Annotated in this window: 12 protein-coding genes; 2 read left to right on the top strand and 10 right to left on the bottom strand. The window is 61.7% G+C overall.

From position 1 onward, the window contains the following. The first annotated feature begins 97 nt into the window (after positions 1 to 97). Positions 98 to 277, top strand: a complete 180-nt coding sequence (locus tag ACRESD_RS13000) for a hypothetical protein (RefSeq protein WP_431751267.1) — start codon at positions 98 to 100, stop codon at positions 275 to 277. Between the two features lie 126 nt (positions 278 to 403). On the opposite strand, the gene ACRESD_RS12995 is transcribed toward ACRESD_RS13000, so the two are convergent. From ACRESD_RS12995 to ACRESD_RS12950, 10 genes are all read right to left on the bottom strand, one after another. After that, complete coding sequence (locus ACRESD_RS12995) at positions 404 to 997, bottom strand: glutathione S-transferase (protein WP_431751266.1); 594 nt, start codon at positions 995 to 997, stop codon at positions 404 to 406. Further along, on the bottom strand, positions 994 to 4,632 hold the full coding sequence (locus ACRESD_RS12990) for an AAA family ATPase (protein WP_431751265.1): 3,639 nt from the start codon (positions 4,630 to 4,632) through the stop codon (positions 994 to 996). The genes ACRESD_RS12995 and ACRESD_RS12990 overlap by 4 nt, the downstream gene beginning before the upstream one ends. Continuing rightward, positions 4,629 to 5,870, bottom strand: coding sequence for an exonuclease SbcCD subunit D C-terminal domain-containing protein (locus ACRESD_RS12985; protein WP_431751264.1), 1,242 nt, complete (start codon positions 5,868 to 5,870; stop codon positions 4,629 to 4,631). The genes ACRESD_RS12990 and ACRESD_RS12985 overlap by 4 nt, the downstream gene beginning before the upstream one ends. Positions 5,871 to 6,038: 168 nt before the next feature. Next, positions 6,039 to 7,679, bottom strand: coding sequence for a BatD family protein (locus tag ACRESD_RS12980; protein WP_431751263.1), 1,641 nt, complete (start codon positions 7,677 to 7,679; stop codon positions 6,039 to 6,041). After that, entirely contained in the window at positions 7,676 to 9,415 is a 1,740-nt protein-coding gene (locus ACRESD_RS12975; protein WP_431751262.1) for a tetratricopeptide repeat protein, read from the bottom strand. Before ACRESD_RS12975 ends, ACRESD_RS12980 begins: the two co-directional genes overlap by 4 nt. Then, positions 9,412 to 10,500, bottom strand: a complete 1,089-nt coding sequence (locus tag ACRESD_RS12970; protein WP_431751261.1) for a vWA domain-containing protein — start codon at positions 10,498 to 10,500, stop codon at positions 9,412 to 9,414. The genes ACRESD_RS12975 and ACRESD_RS12970 overlap by 4 nt, the downstream gene beginning before the upstream one ends. After that, on the bottom strand, positions 10,493 to 10,987 hold the full coding sequence (locus ACRESD_RS12965; protein WP_106580490.1) for a DUF4381 domain-containing protein: 495 nt from the start codon (positions 10,985 to 10,987) through the stop codon (positions 10,493 to 10,495). The genes ACRESD_RS12970 and ACRESD_RS12965 overlap by 8 nt, the downstream gene beginning before the upstream one ends. Further along, a complete protein-coding gene (locus tag ACRESD_RS12960) occupies positions 10,984 to 11,916 on the bottom strand; it encodes a DUF58 domain-containing protein (protein WP_431751260.1) in 933 nt (310 codons plus the stop codon). The genes ACRESD_RS12965 and ACRESD_RS12960 overlap by 4 nt, the downstream gene beginning before the upstream one ends. Before the next feature lie 5 nt (positions 11,917 to 11,921). Then, complete coding sequence (locus tag ACRESD_RS12955) at positions 11,922 to 12,881, bottom strand: AAA family ATPase (protein ID WP_020301524.1); 960 nt, start codon at positions 12,879 to 12,881, stop codon at positions 11,922 to 11,924. A gap of 277 nt (positions 12,882 to 13,158) precedes the next feature. Continuing rightward, positions 13,159 to 13,512 (bottom strand): hypothetical protein, encoded by a 354-nt coding sequence (locus tag ACRESD_RS12950; protein WP_431751259.1) that lies wholly within the window; start codon positions 13,510 to 13,512, stop codon positions 13,159 to 13,161. A 493-nt stretch (positions 13,513 to 14,005) separates the two neighbouring features. On the opposite strand from ACRESD_RS12950, the gene ACRESD_RS12945 reads away from it, so the two are divergent. Beyond that, positions 14,006 to 18,871 carry an NAD-glutamate dehydrogenase gene (locus ACRESD_RS12945; protein WP_431751258.1) on the top strand — a complete coding sequence of 1,622 codons (4,866 nt, stop codon included), beginning with the start codon at positions 14,006 to 14,008 and terminating at the stop codon, positions 18,869 to 18,871. Positions 18,872 to 18,966 lie beyond the last annotated feature (95 nt).

Raw genomic sequence — 18,966 nt, 5'->3', positions numbered from 1 at the left:
CTGTTTCAAAGAATTTTTAAGGTTCAACCCTCGGGCGTAAGTTTGGTTCCAAGGTCTTCCCAGGCCACCTAACCAAACGAACACAAGGGTTACCGCCATGAACTTCAATCTCTTCTCGATCATCGCCGCTTCTGCTGTTTCCGCCACCGTGGCCCTGCCTGCCGCCGCCAGCGTGGAAGTCACCGGCAAAAAATCCAGCACCACTGCCTACACCCAGAAATACTTGCAACAGAGCGCCAACTTCTATGCCGCACTGGATCACAAGACCCAGCAGTGAGCTTGAGCTGAGTGACGGTCAAATGTGGGAGCTGGCTTGCCTGCGATGAAATCAACTCGGTGTATCAGTTGGATCGAGTCGTCAGCATCGCAGGCAAGCCAGCTCCCACATTTGATTGTGTTGGGTTTAGGATTTCGCCATTACCGCGATAAATAGTGGCGATTCCAAGAAGCGCTCAAGCCAAGCCTGACACCGCTTGTACGGAGTACCGGCAAACCACACTCGATCCACATGGGCAAACTGACGCACAAACGGCGCCAGTGCAGCATCCGCCAGGGTCAGGTGGTCGGCCATCAGGTAATCCCGTTCTGCCAACAAACCCTCCAGCTTCTGCAAGAACACCTCGCCCTCGGCCCGATAATGTTCCATCGGGTGCTCCGGATAGCGTTCAGCGTACTTGTATCGATTCAAGTGATGTTTGAACACCTGGTCATTCTCGGCAACCAGCGCCAGCACCGCTGGGTCACCTTGCAGCAGCCAATCATCAGGGTCGTGTTGCGTCAGCGCCCATTGCATGATTTCCAGGCTCTCTTCAATCACTCGCCCGTCAACACTCAGTACCGGCACCGTGCCCTTGGGCGACAGGGCCAGCATCTCGGCCGGTTTGGCCTTGAGGCTGACCTCGACGATCTGCACCGGCACGCCTGAATAGCGCAAGGCCAGGCGCGCTCGCATCGCATACGGGCAGCGCCGAAATGAATACAGCAACGCCTCGCTCACTTGACCTCCAGGGTGCTCAAGCCGTTGCCCTGGCGTTTGACCTGGATCTGCACCGGGATGCGCTCATGCATTTCCTGTACGTGGGAAATCACCGCCACCTTGCGCCCCTGGGCCTGCAAACCGTCCAACGCGTCCATCGCCAGTTGCAGTGACTCGGGGTCGAGGCTGCCGAAGCCTTCGTCGATAAACAGCGACTCAATCTTCAACGTGCTGGACGCCATCGAGGCCAGGCCCAAGGCCAGTGCCAATGACACCAGGAACGTCTCACCCCCGGACAACGAGTGCACCGAGCGCAGCTCATCACCCATTTCCGTGTCCATCACCAACAGCCCCAGCATGCTGCCGCCGCGCTTGAGGCGGTAGCGACGCACCAGTTGACGCAATTGCACGTTGGCGTGGTGCACCAGCAGGTCGAGGTTGTAGGCCTGGGCGATCTTGCGGAAGGTGTCGCCGGTGGCTGAGCCGATCAGTGCATTCAACCGCGCCCAGCGCTGCCATTCGTCATAGGCCTGGGCGATTTGCTCGGCCAGCGCATGATTGGCGTCCTGACGTCGCTGATCCTCGACCTGCCGTGCGCGCAGCTCCGCGCACTGCCTCTCGCACTCGGCCAGTTGCTGATTGAGGGCGGCGAGGGTGCTGTCCAACTGCTCGGCTTCCAGATTGCCGTTGTGCTGGGCCTGGTGTTCGGCAAGACGCTGTTCACGCTCCTGCAACAGCACCTTGGCCTGCTCGACAGCTTTTTCGCTGTGTTGCACCTGCTGGCGCAATACGCTGACCGCATTGCCATCGAATGCCAGCAAGCGTGTGAGGCCGTCATCATCCAGTTCAGGATGCAGCGCACGCCATTCGCTCAAGCGTTCGCCGAGGGTGTGTTGCTCGGTGCTCAGCGCTTGCTGGCGTTCCTGCTGGGCCTTGAGGTCGGCAGCCAACTGAGTCAAAGCGTTGCGGATGTCTTGCAGTTGTTGGTTGGCGTCGGCTTCGTGCTGACGGGATTGCGCGACGGCCTGATCCACCTGTTGCTGCCACTGTTCGGCGCTAGGGGACTCGCCCAACAACGCGCTGAGTGTTGCCTGGGACGCTTGCTGCTGGGCGGCCAGCTCGGTGACCTGCTGATGCAGCACGTCCAGTTGTTGCTGGCGATGTTGCTGATGGGTTTGTTCTTTCTCGATGGCTTGCCGACGTTCTTGCTGCTCGGCCTGTTCGTCGCGCTGATGACCCAATTGTTCAAGGCGCTGGCTGACTTGCTGGTCCAACTGCATAAAGGTCGCGGCCGGCTCGCGGCGCAGACCTTCCAGGGTCGCGGCAGGCAGTACGCTGGCGAAGGCACTGAGCTCTTCTTCAAGCCGGTCACGGTCGTTGGACAGCTCGCGTTGCTGGTCCACCAGTAACTGACGGGCTTGCTGGCTCGCGTCTTGGGCGGCTTGCAGTTGTTGCTGCAGGCGCCCGGCATTGTGTTGCAGGTTGAGCAGGGCGCCCTGGCGTTGCTCATCCTGGGTGATGCTTTGCGTGAGCTGGTTGAGTTGTTGGGCTAACCAGGCGCTACGTTGTGCAGTGTCCTGATTGAACAGCGAGGCGGACAATGGATGCGCCGCAAGGCTGGGTTTCAGCGCCAGTTGTTGCGTGGCCAACTGCTCCTGCTGTTGCAGGAACTCCTTTTGCTGGGCGATCAAGCCACCCACTTCGCCGCGCAGCTCGGTCAGTGTTTCCTTGAGGGTGTCGACAGCTTTCTGCGCCGTGGCCTCTTCGTTTTCGTCATGGCGGCCGAGACTTTGCAGCAACGCCTCAGGCTGGTGGTAGGGATGTTCATGGCTGCCACACACCGGGCACGGCTGGTCATCCTGTAACTGTTCGCGCAACTCCTCGACGCTGGCACTGCGGGCCAGACGCTGGCGTTCGAGCAATTGCTTGGTCACCGTCAGGGTTTGCTCGGCCACGGCGAGTTCGGCCTTGGCTTGCAGGCCAGTGTGGTTCAGCTTCTCGCGCTGTTGTTGGGCATTGGCGAGTTTTTGCGTCAGTGCATCGCTCTGTTGATCCAGCTGTTGCTGGTTGTCCCACAGCCGTGTGAGGTCTTCGAAGGCGCGTTGTTGCTTGCGATTATCCTGCAACAGGCTGGCAAGCAATTGAATCTGCTCGGCCACGGCATGGGGTTCGGCGCCGGCTTCCTGATACAACAAGTCCAAGGCCTCACGCTGCTGGGCAAACTGCGCGGCGGTGGTGGTGGCGCCTTGTTCCAACTGCGGCAGCTCGGCCTGGCCTTTGTTCAGGCGGTTGCCGATCAGCATCAGTTGTTGCAGGCGGTCACGGTAAGCGGTCCAGGCATCACTCAGCGGTGCGAGGGCGCTGCTGCGTTCAAGCTCGGCGGCCAAGTGTTGCAGGCGTTCGCCTACCTGGGCCTGTTTTTCCAGCAATCCATTCAGCGCGGCCTGCCCCTCAGTGCAGGCGGTTTCCTGCACATGCTGGTCTTCGGTGCGCTTGGCGACGTCCTTGCTCAGGCGGGCGAGGGTGTTTTGTTCTTCGAAGGCCTGGCGCAACAACGGTACGGCGTCGGCCTGATGTTTCAGGGCGTCAGTCAACGCCAGTTGCGCGGCTGCTTGTTGCTGCTGTGCCTGCTCCTGGCGGCTATGCAATGTGCTTTGTTGCTCGATGTGCTGCTGAATCTGTACGGCGAGGGGCACCAGCAAAGTGCCGAGTTCGGCCTGTCGGGCAAAATGATGGCGTTGCGGTGCCAACTGGTCCAGGCGACTTAAATCCTCACGTTGCTGGGCCTGTTCATTCCATTGCTGCTGGGCCTGCTGCAACTGTTCAGCCGCTGCCTGCTGGCGCTCCTGCCATTCGCGCAGCTCCTTGAGCCAGGTGTGCTGCAGCTCAAGCAGCTTGAGCTGGGCTTGTTGGGTCTTGAGTCGCTGCTGGGCCTCGGTCAATTGTTGGTCGAGTTCGGCCCGTACTTCAGGGGCTAATGGCACCACGCCGGTGGCTTGGTCCTGCAACAGCTTGTGGGCCTCCTTGGTGTCCTTGGCCTTGTCGAATGCACGGCGGCCCAGTTGGGTGTAGAGCGCGGTATCGGTGAGCTTTTCCAGCAGTTCGCTGCGCTCGTTGTCGTTGGCTTTGAGGAACGCACTGAACTCGCTTTGTGCCAGCAATACCGCACGGGTGAATTGCTCAAAGTTCAGGCCCAGGGCCAGTTCCAGCTGGGTTTTGTATTCGGTTTTCTGGCTGGCCAGCAGTTGGTCGCTGTCCAGGTCAATCAGGCTTTGCCGACTGTTCTGCAACTTGCCGCTGGCCTTGTCGCGGGCGCGATTGGCTTCCCAGCGCGCACGGTATCGGCGGCCGCTGACACCGACGAAATCCACCTCGGCATAACCGCCGCCCGTACCGCGTCGCAGCAGGGTGCGCGGGTCACCGATGGAGATGTCGCTGTCGGCATCCGGCATCTTGGCCTGGCCGGTATCACCCAGGCGTGGCACTGCGCCAAACAACGCCAGGCACAGCGCATCGAGCAAGGTACTTTTACCCGCGCCCGTCGGCCCGGTGATTGCAAACAACCCGGCACTGGCCAGGGGCTCGGCGGTAAAGTCGATTTCAAACGGGCCGGCCAGGGAGGCGAGGTTTTTCAGGCGGATGGCGAGGATCTTCATGGCTGTTCGTCCTCCTGTTGCACTTCCTGGAGCAGCACGGCGAAATCCTTCAAGGTCTGTTCGTCCACTTCGCTGCCGTAACTGTCCTGCCAGGCTCGGCTGAACAGTTCCTGTGGCGTGAGCTGGTCGAGTTCGATCAGGCGATCTTCATCGCTGTCTTCGCGGCTGCCTTTGCCCGCGTATTCGGCGGCGATGCGCACCAGGCGCACAGCCTTGCCTTGCAGGGCGGTTTCGATTTGATGGCGCAGGTCCGGTTGTGGTTCGTCAAGGCGCACACGCACTTCCAACCAGGGATGGCGCTGGGTTTCGGCCAGCAGATCGGTGTCGGGCAGGTCCGCCAGTTGCTTGAGAATATCGGCCAGGGGCGCGGCGTCCAGGCGGTGAAGATCGACCGAGCGAGGGATCAAACGGGGTTCGACGCTCACCAGTCGTTCGCCCTGGAACATCACGTCGAGAATCTGGTGCTTATAGCCAATTTCGGAAAACGACAGCGGAATCGGTGACCCACTGTAGCGAATGCGTTCCTCGCCGTTCACTTGCTGCGGCTTGTGCAAATGGCCGAGGGCGACATAGGCGACACTTCTATCGAACAGGTTCGCCGGCAGCGCCTCGGCATTGCCGATGATCAGACTGCGTTCGGAGTCTTCCGACACCGAACCACCGGCCATATGCGCGTGGCTGATGGCAATCAGCGCCTGGCCTTTCTTGCGTTTGGTGTTGGCGGCGGCGATCAGCCGTTCATGCACCTGGCCGATACCGCGCAGGTAGTCGTCCCCCAACTGGGCGCCGGTCACTTCGGCAGGGCGCAGGAAGGGCAGGGCCAGGCACCAGGCGGCGATCTTGCCTTTGGCGTCGGGCAGCGGGATCAGCAGGCGCTCGGCGTCGAGCTGGCCATCATCCAGCCACAGCACGCGGCCCAAGGCGTGCGTGCGCAAACGGCGCATCAGCGGCGCGGGCAATTCAATACGGGAGCCGGAGTCGTGGTTGCCAGCGATCATCACAATCGTCAGCTTGGGGTTCTGTTCATGGGCACTGATGATGAAATCATACAGCCGCTCCTGCGCCTTGAGCGGCGGGTTGACGGTGTCGAAGATATCGCCGGCGATCAGCAGTACATCCGGCAGATCGACTTTTAATTGGCCCAGCAGCCACTCAAGGAAACAGGCGTGTTCAAAGTCGCGTTCCTGGCCGTGGAGGTTTTGGCCCAGGTGCCAGTCGGAGGTGTGAAACAGACGCAAGGCGAACTCCGTGGAATAGATGAAAAGGAGGGGAGTTTACCTGTAAACCTGTGGGAGGGGGCTTGCCCCCGAAGGCGGCGTCTCAGTCAGCTTATCTGTCGCTGACCCACCGTCATCGGGGGCAAGCCCCCTCCCACATTTGTTTTGTGGAGTCAGACAGATCTGCGATTACTTGGGATACAGCGGCGGCAAGCTGGTGGTGTCGGTTGCCGGGTCCTGGGTGCGCTCGGTCATCGGGATGGCTTTGACGGCGCGCCACAGGTCTTCGCCCAGCCAATATTGGCCGCTCTCGCTGTACAACGCACCGTTCAATCCATCCAGTGCATCCGACAATGGGATAAACCGCGCAGCCATGTCGGCCAGGGTTTCCGGCTGTTGCCGCGCCCATGCGTCCAGTGCCTGGCGCGTAGCCTGAGGGTCGTTGGCCTGGGTGGCGCGCTTGAGGTCGTCGAGCAGGCTGCGTGGGCTCGGGCCGGTTTGCGCGGCGCGTTGTACGGCGGGTTGCCGGCGCGCACGCCACCACAGGCCGAAGCCCAGCAGGGTCGTGCACGTGAGGATCAGTGTGCTGAGTTGCCACAGCCACAGGCGGTCATCGTCAGGGGCGGTGATGACGGTCGGCGTGGCGGGAGTGTCCACCACCAGGCTCGGGTTGGTGGCCACTTGTAGGGTGCGAGCAGGCAGACGGGTGCGCTCGAGGTGGTCTTCGTGGGTGTTCCACCACACCACCTCAACTTCCGGTAGCTCCAGAGCGCCGGCGCGGGTGGGGACCAGTGCTTCGCGATCTTCACGGCTACCGATCAGGCCACGGTCGTTGTTCTGGTTGCCCAGCACCGGTTGGTCGGGATAGCGGCGCAAGCCATTGGCATCGGTGCTGGGAAGCGCCGGCAACTGCGCGCTCGACAGGCCTTCGGCCTTGATCGTGAGGCTGCGGGTCAGGGAATCGCCGACCTGAACGTGATCAGGCTCGGGGTTCCAACTTTCCGTCAGGGTCAGGCTGCGTGCGGGCAACCAGGGCGCATCGGCCGGGTACAGCTCCGGCTTGGGCTTGACGGTCAACGGCAGCTCGGCCGAGCTGACGTGGATGAGTTTGCCCGGCTTGGTGCCCTGCAGCGTGTTTTCTTGCGGCGGGCGCGCTTCCACCAGCGTGGCGCTGAACGTCTGCGCCGGAATGACCAGGGCCCCGCTGTGTTGCGGATAGATCGCGTAGCGGGTTTCGATCACGCCATGGCGGATGCTGTTGATGACTTTTTCGTAGGTACGTGACTCGCCCAACTGCTCGATGCGGGCATCGGGAATCTGCAGCGGCGTCATGCTGCTGTCGTCATACAGCGACACTGAGTGGTACACGCGCACCGTCAACAAGGCCTGGGCCTGCACGTACACGCTGTTCTGGTCGAGGTTGGCTTCGATGAACACCGGAGCCAGTTCGGCGCTGGTGTTCTGGCTGGCGGTTTCTACCACCTGCAGGCTGATCGGTTGGGTCTTCAGCTCGCCCACTTGCAGTGGTGGAATCACCACGGTGCCGTTTTCCTTGGGCAGCAAGGTGATAATCCAGCGCGTGGTAGCGTGGTTATCGCCGCCCAGGGTGGTGAGCTGGTTGATCTGGCGCGTACCGCTGACTTCGAATTGCGCATCCAGGGGCGACAGGTCCGGTTTGCCGAACTGCGTGACGTCGCTGGACTCCACCGTCAGCTCCACCGTCTCCCCGGAATTGACGCGGCTGCGGTCGACGCTGGCGACCAGGTTCGCCGCCTGGGCGTGGCCTGCCGATAACGCGAGCAGGAGCAGAAGGGTGGTGCGGCGGCTCATCGAGTCTTGTCCTGATGTTGTTGCTGTTCATACCAGAATTTGCGGCGCAGCAGTTCACCGGGGTTGTCCGGAATCTCCCGCAGCCATTGCTCCAGGGCCTGACGATGTTCACCGTCAAGGCTGGCATCGGAGGGGCGCAGCGGCGGTGTGGTGGTTTGTTCATCGCCCAATTCGCTGCCCGGCACCTCGTTGCCGCCGGCTTTTGGCGAAGTGCCTGCCTGGCTGTCGGTGTTACCGGCTTCGCCCTGGCCTTGGGCGGACTGTTCGCCACCGGTATTGCTTTGTCCACTGGCACCCGGTTGCGCAGTTTGGCCGGGTTGGGTGGTTTCGTCATCCTCGTTTTTGGCCGGCTCGGCAGGCTTGGCTTGGGACTGTTCCCGGATCAGGCTTTCCACCAGTGCCTTGTTTTTCAACGCTGGCTGCAGGTCGGGCTGGGCTTCCAGGGCTTGTTCGTAGGCGTCAATCGCCGCCTCCAGTTCGCCGGACCTGGCCAGCGCATTACCGCGATTATAGTGGGAGTAGGCGTCATTACCTTCGGCAAAGCGTTTGATCGCTTCGGCATAGTTGCCGGCTTCGTACAGCGCCACGCCTTGCCACTGCGGGTCTTCAAAGCGTTCGGCGGCTTCGGCGGGGCGCTTGTGTTTGAGCAGGTACTGGCCCTGTTGGTCGGGGCGTAGCCACAAGTCCTGGAGTTCAAAGGCATAGCTCGGTTGCGGCGCACCCAGCAACAGCAGGGGCAGACAGAACAGCCAACCGCGACGCCCGGCACAGGCGGCCAGCAGCAGTAGAGGCAGGAGCAGCCAGTAACCCTGGTCGGCCCAAGTGTCGAGGTGCAGCAGTTGGCCGTCGTTACGCATGGACTGTGGGCCATCGAGCAGGCCGAGTTGGCGCAGGTCTTTGTCATCCAGTCGCGCGGCGCGGTAGCGGCCACCCATTTCACTGGCGAAGGCCTTGAGGGTCGGGCTGTCGAGGCGCGGTACCAGGATCGCGCCCTGATCATCCTTGAGGAATTCGCCACTCTCCTGGGTAACGGGAGTGCCTTCGCGGCTGCCGATGCCGAGGATTGACAAGGCCGGGGCCTGTGCACTTTGTAGCAGGAGGCGGATGCCCTGGCGTTCCTGCTTGGACAGTGATGAGCCCACCAGCAGCAGGCGCCCCTGGCCGAGGCCACCTTGCTTGAGCAGGTCCAGGGCTTTGTCCACCGCCAGATCGGCGCGATGGCCGGCTTCGGGCATGATCGAGGGGCGCAAGGCTTCCAGCAGGTTGCGACTGGTGCCCAGGTCGTCCGACAGCGGCACCAGGGTGTGGGCGCTGCCGGCATACACCACGATGGCCGTCGGCGCGTTGTCCCGTGCCTGCAACAAGTCATAGAGCTTGCGGCGCGCCTGTTCCAGGCGATTGGGCGGGCTGTCGGTGGCGAGCATTTCCGGGGTCAGTTCCAGTAATACCACCAGCGGGTCGGCCGGTTTCTGGCTGGACTGTTCGACTCTCTGCCAACTGGGGCCAAGCAGCGCCAGTACTGCGAGCAGCCAGGCGATGCCCAGTACCACCCACGGTGTTTTGCTCTCGCGCCCGCTGCCGCCACTGAGCAACACTGCGTGAAACGCGGGTGGCAGGATCATCTGCCAGCGTCCTGCACGTTTTTGCCGATGCCACAGCTGCCACAGCAACCAACCGAGCAGCGGCAGCAGCAACAGCCACCAGGGGCGGAACCAGTGTGGCCACAGGTCGATCATCGACGCCTCCGCAAGCGCAGGCGTTTAAGGCGTTGGCGCCATTCTGGATGCTGTTGCAGGAAGATGCCCTTGGTCGAGAGTTTGTCGAAGGCCCGTTGCAAGGCGTTATTAGGCCAGCGTTCCTGGATCACCAATAACATGCTCAAGATCAAAGCCAGGGCCAGTGGCGCGCTGTACAACGCCTGGGCCGGGCGGGCCTGGGTCGGTTGTTGCGCCACGGGCTCAAGCTGGTCGAGGGTTTCCTTGATCTTTTGCAGCTCGTCGCCGTCGCGCGCACGGAAGTAGCGGCCACCGGTGGCTTCGGCGATGGCCTTTAGCGCAGGTTCGTCGAGGTCCAGGCTCGGGTTGACGCCAAGGATGCCTACGGAGCCGGTTTGCTCGGGGTCGGCGCCGATACCGATCGGGTAGATTTTCACGCCTTCCTCGGCCGCCAGGCGCGCGGCGGTCAGCGGGTCGATTTGCCCGGCGTTGTTGGCACCGTCGGTGACCAGAATCAGCACGCGGCTTTGCGCCGGGCGTTGGCGCAGGCGTTTCAAGGCCAGGCCGATGGCGTCACCGATGGCGGTGTTCTTGCCGGCGATGCCTATGCGCGCTTCATCCAGCCAGGTGCGCACGGTGCGGCGGTCGAAGGTCAGCGGTGCTTGCAGGTAGGCTTGGCTGCCGAACAGGATCAGGCCCACGCGGTCGCCTTCGCGGCTTTCGAGGAAGTCCCCGAGCAAGTGCTGCACCAGGCTGAGGCGGCTGACGTCGTCGTCCTGCCAATGCATGTCGGGGAAATCCATGGAGCCGGACACGTCCACCGCCACCAGCAGGTCGCGGCCGCTGGCGGCAATCGGCAGCGGTTCGCCGAGCCATTCGGGGCGCGCGGCGGCAGTCAACAGCAGCAGCCACAACACCACGAACGGCGCTTGCTGGCGCCAGCCCGGCAGGTTCACTCGCGCACGACGGCGGGCCAGGCCTTCGAGGTCGGCGAGGTAGCTGACCTTCAGCGCGGGTTCGCCGCTGTCGGCGACGGGCAGGATAAAGCGCATCAACCAAGGCAATGGCAACAGGACGAAGATCCACGGCCAGGCGAACTCAAACATGTTTGCGAATCCAGGTGTCGACGGCTTGGGTCAGGCCGGCGATGGCTTTGTCGTCGAGTTTGCATTCAGGCTTGTAGGCGCCTTCCACCAATACCATCCAGCGGGTCAGGCCCGCCGCAGGGCAGCGGTTGTCGAGAAAGGCCAGCCATTTGCGGCCATTGAGTGTGTGGCTCTGGCTGTAGGGGTAGTCGTTGCGGCACAGGCGCTTGAGCAGGCCATTGAGCTGCTGCAGCCAGGCCCCGGCCGGGGCGCCATCATAGGGTTTGGGCATCAGGGCCAGCTCTGCGAGGGCGGCGATGCGCAACGGGTCCAAGGGTTGTTCGGCACGGGCCACGGGGCGGCGCTTGGGCAAGAAGCGGCGCAGCGACCACAGCCCCCAACCGAACAGCGGAATCACCAGCAGTAACAGCCACCAGCCCGGCGCGGGGGGCCAGAACCCAATGGCCGGCGGGGCGATCAGCGGTTGCAGTTGGTCGAGGCTGCTCATTGCTTTTTAACCGGGCGTTGCGGGTTGAGGTATTCGCGCAGTTGCTCGACCATTTCACTCTGGGTGCTCAAGGGCATCAGCAGCACCCGCAGCTTCTGCGCGAGCAGCTCCCAGTGCGCGATACGGGCTTCGGCCTGGGCTTTGTAGGCTTGGCGCAGGTCAAAGTTCAGCGTGTCCAGTTCCAGCTGTGCGCCACGTTCCGCGAAACGCAACAGCCCCGCGGCGGGCAGGGCGTGGTCCAGCGGGTCTGAGATCGGCAGCAGCAGCAGGTCGCAATGGCGTGACAGCAAACTCAATTGCTGTTCGGCGCCTTCGGTGAGGGCGCGCTCATCGCAGATCACAATCACCAGGCTGCCAGGGCGCAGTACTTCGCGCCCACGGCGCAGGGCCATGCCAAGGGCGTCGGCTTCCGGGCGGCTCTCGGTGTTCAGGCTCTGGTTGACCCGCACCAAACGGTTGAGCAATTGCAGCAGGCTTTGTTTGCTGCGTCGTGGCTTGATTTCGTAGTGCTCGCTGTCACCGAATACCAGCCCGCCGACGCGATCGTTGTGCCCCAGCGCGGCCCAACCAATCAGGCTGGCGGCTTGCGCGGCGAGTACCGACTTGAACATTTTGCCCGAACCGAAAAACAACCGGCAGCTTTGCTCCACCATGATAAAGATCGGGCGTTCGCGTTCTTCATGGAACAGTTTGGTGTGCGGCTCCTGGGTGCGTGCCGTCACGCGCCAGTCGATGGTACGTACGTCATCGCCAGCCTGGTACACGCGCACCTGGTCGAAATCGACCCCACGCCCACGCAGTTTGGAGTGGTGCAGGCCGATCAACGGGCTGCGTTGGCTCGGCGTGGAAAACAACTGCACTTCCCGCACGCGATGGCGCATCTCGATCAATTCGCTGAGGGTGACGCGGATACCATCGCCTGCGTTCATGGGGCTCAAGCGACGGCAACGACGTCGAGAATGCGCTGTACCACACGGTCCTGGTCAACACCGGCCGCTTCGGCCTCGAACGACAGGATGATGCGATGGCGCAGCACGTCGAACAGCACCGCCTGGATATCTTCCGGGCTCACGAAGTCACGGCCGGCCAGCCAGGCGTGGGCACGGGCGCAGCGGTCTAGGGCGATGGAGCCACGTGGGCTGGCGCCGTAGGCGATCCACTCGGCCATTTCCGGGTCGAACTTGGCCGGTGTGCGCGTGGCCATGACCAGTTGCACCAGGTATTCCTCCACCGCGTCGGCCATGTACAGGCCGAGGATTTCCTTGCGGGCGGCGAAGATGGCCTGTTGGCTGACGCGGCGTTCTGGCTTGGTTTCGCCGTTGAGCGCTTCGCCACGGGCCTGTTGCAAGATACGGCGCTCCACGGCGGCATCCGGAAAGCCGATCTTGACGTGCATCAGGAAGCGGTCGAGCTGGGCTTCGGGCAGCGGGTAGGTGCCTTCCTGTTCGATGGGGTTTTGCGTGGCCATCACCAGGAACAGCGGCGACAGCTCGTAAGTGCTGCGGCCGACGCTGACTTGACGCTCGGCCATGGCTTCCAGCAGGGCTGATTGCACCTTGGCCGGGGCACGGTTGATTTCGTCCGCCAGTACCAGGTTGTGGAAGATCGGCCCTTGCTGGAACACGAAGCTGCCGGTTTCCGGGCGATAGATTTCGGTGCCGGTGATGTCGGCGGGCAACAGGTCGGGGGTGAACTGGATACGATGGAACTGCGCTTCGATGCCTTCTGCCAGCTCTTTGATCGCTTTGGTCTTGGCCAGGCCCGGCGCGCCTTCTACCAGCATATGGCCATCGGCGAGCAAGGCGATCAGCAGGCGATCGATGAGTTTTTCCTGGCCGAGAATCTGCGTAGAAAGAAAGGTTCGCAGCGCGAGCAGCGCTTCACGATGTTCCATCGATGACGGTTCCTGGAGAGATGAGCCCTGGGGTCGAGTCAAAACGCCGGGCTAGGGAGGCTTACTTTAATGCATCGCAGGGTGTGGCGACTAACGGCGCGCGGGGTATTTTAGGAAAACTTGTAGGATTTTTGTGTGTAGAGCACAAATTTTACGGATGGGGCTCGGTCCGTGTGGGAGCTGGCTTGCCTGCGATGCAGGCACTTCGGTGTGTCTGGAGTATCCCGTTGATGCCATCGCAGGCAAGCCAGCTCCCACATTTGATCGCTTGCGCGGCTTAAATTCGGGTGAAGGTGCCGGTGCCTTTGAGGATGTTTTGCAGGGTTTCCTCGACTTCGGCCAGGTCCGACGCAGCGGTGGCGTGGCTGATCTGCAACTGGTCCTTGCCACCCAAGGCGTCGGCATCACCGGCAGCCAGTTCAACCAGCAGGGTGGTGTCGCTCAAGGTGACCTTCAACCCGTCCAGGGTCGACGGCTCGTAATCCCAGGTCAGTTCCACTTCGTCCTCGTCCGGGTAACGGGTGAGCATGAACATTTCGCCGTTTTTGCCGTGGCAGCAGAGCATGGCCATGTTGTCTTCTTCTTCGTCACACGGCGTGACCATGAGTGCGTCGGTTTTCAGCTGCAGCATGGAGAATCCTGTAAGGGGTAGGGCGGAATATGGGCAATTGTGCCATTGCGGCGAATTTTGTGCTGCTTCATGTGTCAGATTCACTGCATGACCTGACGGGTGAAATCAGTCATTTCCGGTACTCGTAGGCCCTGAAGTCCGGTGTTTTTCTTCCGGGTAATCCGGGTTGCCCAAGTCGCAACCGCGAGCCTGCTTACCGATGACCGAATATGTCGCAGCGCCGCAAGCAGCTGTCTTCCTACACTCGTTAAGCTGCGCAACGGATGTGCCCTGTGCCGGGAGTCTGACCTGCCCGTCGTACCGTCCTCCGATACGGGATACATCTTATGGAAGTTGCATGTGACCTCATTGTCTTGTCCAGCTTCACCCACCTGTCACCCTGATTCGTTTATGGTGCTTACTGTCACTAAGTGCGAACAGAGCCGACGGTCTCCCCGCAAGGGGATAACACGCGACGCTTCCATCAATAACAAGCCCAAGCGGAGTACCACAGATGGCGTTCTTCACCGCAGCCAGCAAGGCCGACTTCCAGCATCAACTGCAAGCGGCACTGGCGCAGCACATCAGTGAACAGGCACTGCCACAAGTGGCGCTGTTCGCTGAACAATTCTTCGGCATTATTTCCCTGGACGAACTGACCCAACGTCGCCTTTCCGACCTGGCCGGTTGCACCCTGTCTGCCTGGCGCCTGCTTGAGCGCTTTGACCACTCCCAACCGCAAGTGCGGGTCTACAACCCCGATTACGAACGTCATGGCTGGCAGTCGACCCATACCGCGGTCGAAGTCTTGCATCATGACCTGCCATTCCTGGTGGACTCGGTCCGTACCGAGCTGAACCGCCGTGGCTACAGCATTCACACCCTGCAAACCACCGTGCTCAGCGTGCGTCGTGGCGCCAAGGGCGAGTTGCTGGAAATCCTGCCAAAAGGCACCCAGGGCGAGGGCATCCAGCAAGAATCGCTGATGTACCTGGAAATCGACCGCTGTGCCAACGCCGCCGAACTGAACGTGCTGAGCAAAGAGCTTGAGCAGGTGCTGGGCGAAGTGCGCGTAGCCGTGGCCGATTTCGAACCGATGAAAGCCAAGGTCCAGGACCTGCTGGCCGGTATCGATGCGAGCAAGTACAGCATCGACGGCGAAGAAAAAGCCGAGATCAAGAACTTCCTCGAATGGCTGGTGGGCAACCACTTCACTTTCCTGGGCTATGAAGAGTTTGTGGTACGTGACGAGGCAGATGGCGGTCATATCGAATATGACACCAGCTCCTTCCTCGGTCTGACCAAGCTGCTGCGTGCCGGCCTTACCGCTGAAGACACCCGCATCGAAGACTACGCCGTGGCCTACCTGCGTGAACCGACCGTGCTGTCGTTCGCCAAGGCCGCGCACCCGAGCCGTGTTCACCGCCCGGCTTACCCGGACTACGTGTCGATCCGCGAAATCGATGCCAGCGGCAAAGTCATCAAGGAACACCGCTTCATGGGCCTCTACACCTCTTCGGTGTACGGCGAAAGCGTGCGTGTGATTCCGTATATCCGTCGCAAAGTGACCGAAATCGAACGCCGTTCGGGCTTCCAGGCCAAGGCGCACTTGGGCAAGGAGCTGGCGCAAGTCGTCGAAGTGCTGCCCCGTGATGACCTGTTCCAGACCCCGGTCGACGAACTGTTCAGCACCGTGATGTCCATCGTGCAGATCCAGGAACGCAACAAGATCCGCGTGTTCCTGCGCAAAGACCCGTACGGTCGTTTCTGCTACTGCCTGGCCTACGTGCCGCGTGATATTTATTCCACCGAAGTGCGCCAGAAGATCCAGCAAGTGCTGATGGATCGCCTGAAGGCTTCGGATTGCGAGTTCTGGACGTTCTTCTCCGAATCCGTGCTGGCCCGTGTGCAACTGATCCTGCGGGTCGACCCGAAGAACCGCCTGGACATCGACCCTATCCAGCTGGAAAAAGAAGTCGTGCAAGCCTGCCGCAGCTGGCAGGACGACTACGCCGCGCTGGTGGTGGAAAGCTTCGGTGAAGCCCAGGGCACCAATGTGCTGGCGGACTTCCCGAAAGGTTTCCCGGCTGGCTACCGCGAGCGTTTCGCCGCGCATTCGGCTGTGGTCGACATGCAGCACCTGAACAGCCTCAGCGAGGCCAACCCGCTGGTCATGAGCTTCTACCAGCCGTTGGGGCAGGTCGGCCAGCGTGAACTGCATTGCAAGCTGTACCACGCCGATACCCCGTTGGCGCTGTCCGACGTGCTGCCGATCCTGGAAAACCTCGGCCTGCGTGTGCTGGGCGAATTCCCGTACCGCCTGCGCCACGCCAATGGCCGTGAGTTCTGGATCCATGATTTCGCGTTCACCGCTGCCGAAGGCGTGAACCTGGACATCCAGCAACTCAACGACACGCTGCAGGACGCGTTTGTGCACATCGTGCATGGCGACGCGGAGAACGATGCGTTCAACCGCTTGGTGCTGACCGCTGGCCTGCCATGGCGCGACGTCGCGCTGCTGCGTGCCTACGCCCGTTACCTGAAGCAGATCCGCCTGGGCTTCGACCTGGGTTACATCGCGACCACCTTGAACAACCACACCGACATCGCCCGCGAGTTGACCCGGTTGTTCAAGACCCGTTTCTACCTGGCACGCAAGCTCACCGCCGACGACCTGGAAGACAAGCAGCAACGCCTGGAACAAGCGATTCTCACCGCTCTGGACGATGTTCAGGTGCTCAACGAAGACCGTATCCTGCGTCGCTACCTGGACCTGATCAAGGCGACCTTGCGCACCAACTTCTACCAGACCGATGCCAACGGCCAGAACAAGTCGTACTTCAGCTTCAAGTTCGATCCGCGTGCCATTCCCGAGCTGCCAAAGCCGGTGCCGAAGTTTGAAATCTTCGTGTACTCGCCGCGCGTCGAAGGCGTGCACCTGCGCTTCGGCAACGTTGCCCGTGGCGGCCTGCGTTGGTCCGACCGTGAAGAAGACTTCCGTACCGAAGTGCTCGGCCTGGTAAAAGCCCAGCAAGTGAAGAACTCGGTGATCGTGCCGGTGGGTGCCAAGGGCGGCTTCCTGCCGCGTCGCCTGCCACTGGGCGGCACCCGGGACGAAATCGCGGCCGAGGGCATCGCCTGCTACCGCATTTTCATCTCCGGCCTGTTGGACATCACCGACAACCTGAAGGACGGCGCCCTGGTGCCGCCGGCCAACGTCGTGCGTCATGACGACGATGACCCGTACCTGGTAGTGGCGGCGGACAAGGGTACTGCGACTTTCTCCGACATCGCCAACGGCATCGCCATTGACTACGGCTTCTGGCTGGGCGATGCGTTCGCCTCCGGTGGTTCTGCTGGTTACGACCACAAGAAAATGGGCATCACCGCCAAGGGCGCGTGGGTCGGCGTGCAGCGCCACTTCCGTGAGCGCGGCATCAACGTGCAGGAAGACAGCATCACCGTGGTGGGCGTCGGCGATATGGCCGGTGACGTGTTTGGTAATGGCCTGTTGATGTCCGACAAGCTGCAACTGGTCGCGGCCTTCAACCACTTGCATATCTTCATCGACCCGAACCCGAACCCGGCTACCAGCTTCGTCGAGCGTCAGCGCATGTTCGAGCTGCCGCGCTCGGCCTGGAGCGACTACGACACCAGCATCATGTCCGAAGGCGGCGGTATCTTCTCGCGCAGCGCGAAGAGCATTGCCATCTCGCCACAGATGAAAGAGCGCTTCGACATTTCGGCCGACAAACTGACGCCGACCGAGCTGCTGAACGCCTTGCTCAAGGCGCCGGTAGACCTGTTGTGGAACGGCGGTATCGGCACCTACGTCAAGGCCAGCACCGAGAGCCATGCCGACGTGGGCGACAAGGCCAACGACGCCCTGCGCGTGAACGGCAACGAACTGCGCTGCAAGGTAGTGGGCGAGGGCGGTAACCTCGGCATGACCCAACTGGGTCGTGTGGAATTCGGCCTCAATGGTGGCGGTTCCAACACTGACTTCATCGACAACGCTGGTGGCGTGGACTGCTCCGACCACGAAGTGAACATCAAGATCCTGCTCAACGAAGTGGTGCAGGCCGGTGACATGACCGACAAGCAACGCAACCAGTTGCTGGCGAGCATGACTGACGAAGTCGGCGGCCTGGTGTTGGGCAACAACTACAAGCAAACCCAGGCCCTGTCCCTGGCTGCACGCCGTGCCTACGAGCGTGCCGCCGAGTACAAGCGCCTGATGAGCGACCTGGAAGGCCGTGGCAAGCTTGACCGCGCCATCGAGTACCTGCCGACCGAGGAGCAGCTCACCGAGCGCGCCGCCAACGGCAAGGGCCTGACCCGTCCGGAACTGTCGGTGCTGATCTCGTACAGCAAGATCGACCTCAAGGAAGCGCTGCTCAAGTCCCTGGTACCGGATGACGACTACCTGACCCGTGACATGGAGACCGCGTTCCCACCGAGCCTGGTCGCCAAGTTCGGCGAGGCGATGCGTCGTCACCGTCTGAAGCGTGAGATCGTCAGCACCCAGATCGCCAACGACCTGGTCAACCACATGGGCATCACCTTCGTTCAACGACTCAAAGAGTCGACCGGCATGAGCCCGGCGAACGTGGCCGGTGCTTATGTGATCGTGCGCGATATTTTCCATCTCCCGCACTGGTTCCGTCAGATTGAAGCCTTGGACTACAAGGTGTCAGCCGATGTGCAACTGGAGCTGATGGATGAACTGATGCGCCTGGGTCGTCGTGCTACACGCTGGTTCCTGCGCAGCCGTCGTAACGAGCAGAACGCTGGGCGTGATGTCGCGCACTTCGGTCCGCACCTGGCTGCACTGGGCCTCAAGCTCGACGAACTGTTGGAAGGGCCGACCCGCGAAGAATGGCAAAACCGTTATCAGGGTTATGTCTCGGCAGGTGTACCAGAGTTGTTGGCACGCATGGTCGCAGGGACGACTCACCTGTACACCTTGTTGCCAATCATCGAAGCCGCTGACGTGACCGGGCATGACGCCGCCGAAGTGGCCAAGGCCTACTTTGCCGTTGGCAGCGCCCTGGACCTGTCTTGGTACCTGCAGCAGATCAGCGATCTGCCAGTGGCCAACAACTGGCAGGCCCAGGCCCGCGAAGCCTTCCGCGATGACGTGGACTGGCAACAGCGCGCGATCACCATCTCTGTCCTGCAAATGGCCGACGCGCCACAAGACATGGAAGCTCGTGTGGCCCTGTGGCTTGAGCAGCACAAGGACATGGCTGGTCGTTGGGTCGCGATGATGGTGGAAATCCGTGCTGCGGTCGGCACGGACTACGCCATGTACGCGGTGGCCAACCGTGAGTTGCTGGACTTGGCGTTGAGCGGTCAGTCGGTGCTGCCATCGGCTTGATCCCTCGGTAAAACGAAAGCCCCCGTATCGTGAGATGCGGGGGCTTTTTGTTGGAAACGAAGTGGGTCAAATGTGGGAGCTGGCTTGCCTGCGAT

The sequence above is a fragment of the Pseudomonas sp. genome (assembly GCF_050739995.1).
GTDB lineage: Bacteria > Pseudomonadota > Gammaproteobacteria > Pseudomonadales > Pseudomonadaceae > Aquipseudomonas.
This window is presented reverse-complemented; position numbering and strand designations above follow the sequence as displayed.